At 44.2% G+C, this 3221-nt stretch carries 3 protein-coding genes; all 3 read left to right on the top strand.

Going from position 1 to position 3221, the window contains the following annotated elements:
- The coding region (locus P9B04_RS18005) for a hypothetical protein (protein WP_342056357.1) at positions 1–186 on the top strand (186 nt) is incomplete at its 5' end.
- Between the two features lie 195 nt (positions 187–381).
- Entirely contained in the window at positions 382–2298 is a 1917-nt protein-coding gene (locus P9B04_RS18010) for a hypothetical protein (RefSeq protein ID WP_342056358.1), read from the top strand.
- Positions 2261–3181 (top strand): hypothetical protein, encoded by a 921-nt coding sequence (locus P9B04_RS18015; RefSeq protein WP_342056359.1) that lies wholly within the window; start codon positions 2261–2263, stop codon positions 3179–3181. The genes P9B04_RS18010 and P9B04_RS18015 overlap by 38 nt, the downstream gene beginning before the upstream one ends.
- Positions 3182–3221: the final 40 nt, after the last annotated feature.

The following is a 3221-nucleotide window of genomic DNA, read 5'->3' on the forward strand; positions in this document are numbered from 1 at the left end:
ATTTCATCCCCATGTCTGAAGCCAGGGGCTTTCATGCTCCGATTTTCGGTAATTTTTCAGGGTAAAAGATGGAGAGTTTTTGGAGATAGTAGAAGTGGAAAAGTTGATACTGATGGAGGATATTACAAAAATATTGTTTTAACTCTTGGAAAAGATGTTGATATTAGCGTTCAGTTGTTGACTTGAAGTCCGAACATTAGATACTTAAAGTCCGAACATAAATCATTTTAGCTCCGAACATTTTATCCCTAAAGTCCGAACATAGTTTAAAGATTAGAGAGTAAATAAATTTAGTTTTTGATATAAAGTTTTAATATTAAATATCTATTTAAATAGTATATAATAGGACTATCAGTTATTAATTATTAAATATTAATTGATTTGGCTATTTCAACCTACGCATCATTAAAAGAAAGGTTTAATACTGGGGATTTTAGTCTCTCTCCTACTACTGGTGGCGCAACTACACAGTCCACCAGTTTTTACTATTTTGTTTACGGGATTGCCAGGGGAGGAATTAACCTGGCAACAGCAATGGGCCAGATTAATGTACAGGCGGGGGAAAAACTACAATTCACGGTCAACGCGACAGCCCGACCGTCTGGACTACAGCCCTTTGGGTTTGCTTTGGGTGCCGCCATTACCAATGATGAAACCCAAGCGAAGCTATTAGCGATCGCCTGGGTAATTGACTCAGATCAGCAAAGCGATCGCAGTCTCCCCTTGACCATAGAACTCAGTAAAGATGAAGACTTTATATTAGATGGGAGGGTGGAAACGTTTGCCAATCTTCCCACCAATTTGGTTAATGGAGCGATTCGAGAGGTTACAGGAGAAAGTAAATATTATCAGTGGGACGGGGAAGGATGGTACGGGCAAAACCCCTCATGGGTGCAAGTTTACGGGAATGGCTTGTACTTGCCAAATACCACAACTTTGAGAAGTGGGTTGAGATGGAAAGGTGGGTGCAATGTACCCATCCCGAATATCCCAGTTGACCCACAGCCAGGCTATTACGGGATAATATCCCCTCCCTGGTCCGGACTAGGGGAAAGTTCAACACCAATAAAACTGTGGCTACTCAACGGTTTGAACGAAGGGACTGGGGTTGTGTTGCCCACCGATACCCAAGTCAGTTTAATCGCTAAATTGAACGGTAGCACCGAGTTAGGTGCAGGTGTACTGAGTGGTAAGATAAATCTAATCGTTAAAGCCGTAATTCGCAGGTTTGACGGCACGTTAGAGAACAGTATTAGTGAGGATTCCCTTTGGAACGGAATCCCTTTTTATTTTTTAGATTCCCCCTTGCAACAGGGGTACGCCCTAGAGGTTGAATTTACCACCAATGCCGTTGTTGGAGACGGCGATCGCATCACAGTATATTTCAAGGATGACGGGGTTTTTGGCATCCCCACAAACTCTGTATTCTTGGGAGAATCAGTCTTTGCTGATGGCAAGAAAGCTTTAATTGTCCCCGATACCTTGGGGGTGAAACGATTATCAGGGAAAGGGCTGGTGGTCACTGGAAGTCAAAGTATTGGCCATTTCTTCGCCACCAATACCGAACTACCATTAACGCAGGGAATCTTACCCGATACCGCTAACCAAAAAATTGCCATCTCAGGGATGAGGAACGGGGGACTTAACTGCTACCAAGACGGGGAATCTCTCCTTAGTACAGAAGCCCTAAGAACGATTATCAGCACAGAAGCAGGAACCGCCACCGCTTCTGATTGGTCAGACCCTGTTACTGTGGGGACAAATGGTCGTATTGAAGTAGCGATCACCTTACCCACAGCAATAAGGGCTAATTATCCCGATATCTTGATTGCAGGGAATACCGACGCGGTTCGGTCTATTCCTCAGATGAAGATATTTGTGCGTTTTGGGGGACAAATCACAGAACTTACCCCTGTAATAGTAGAGAGCGACACAGAGCAACTGCTAATAATTTCTGACTTGTCCAACGGTACTGTGGTGGGGTCAGTTCCAGTCAATAACGATGGTGATTTTAACTTGTGGGGGTACGGGGGGATTACCTCAGTAGCTACCGGTACCGGTAGCCTAGATCCAGGGGACTATGAGTTTGCGATCGCTTGGGATTATCCCAGTCCCAACTTGGGTATTACTAAGATCAGCCACGATCCTAACGATGGGTGCATTAAGACTTTAGACCTTAGTTTTGCTGATGCTATTGCCTTTGCCAAGATTTATAGCCAGCTACAGGTAAGAGGGGTTGACGTAGCACAACGAAAGGTTCTTGATTTCGATTCCAGATTATTTAGTTACAGCCGTTAACACGGCCACCACGATGACCGTTCAGTACAAGGGTGGTGGTGCTGATCCCACAACTGCGATCGCTACTGATAGAAAAGTTAGTCCTACCGGTCCAGCTGGAACCGATGGGGCCAGTTCGATTACACAAACAACGGTGGCTTTCACTATGCCGGCGGTCAATGGCACTGTTGTGGTTTCGGTGGCTAAGTCATCAGGTTTCAACACGGGAGTTCCAGTCAATATTGCCACGGCGGGTAATTTCACAGTCATGGCAAAAGCCTCTAATCCTGATACGATCACCGTTAGGAATCTTGGGGGGAACAATACAGCTGTTGGGGTGAATATTGCGATCGGTTCCCAAGTTGTTATTACTGGCCCCCCTGGTTTGGATGGTTCTGTTACTGGCGCAAGTTATTTGAACTATACGGCAGCTATTACACCACCCAACACCGACGCAAGTGAGTGGAAAAAGTTTATCAACGCCAATGATAACAACAGGCCGTCAATTCGTTTTCCTGGCAATGGAAATATAGAAAAATACTTTTTCTTTTCTGATTTACTGGGATTAGACGGAAGGGGATTCAAAAGTAATCAATTCGTGGGGATTAACTTTCTCGTTGAGAACGGGACGTATACTTTACTTACTATCCCGTCAGGAGAACCAAATTGGACTATTGACTTAATCCAAAGCCTAAAAATTGATACCAGTTGCGACTTTTCGCTTCAAATTGATACAACTGCGGTAACGGGAATGGATGCGATCGCCCTTGCATCAGACACCCCACAAAACTTAACTGCAACGGGGAATAATGTCGCTACCCCAGAGCAGAACATAAATATTATGATTACTGGTTTAGCAGCAAACACAACAGGTACTTTAATCGGAACCATGAGGTTTTTCTAGAAGACAAAAACCTGTACAATACTAGACATACCTGTACATA

This window comes from Crocosphaera sp. Alani8 (assembly GCF_038442745.1).
GTDB lineage: Bacteria > Cyanobacteriota > Cyanobacteriia > Cyanobacteriales > Microcystaceae > Crocosphaera.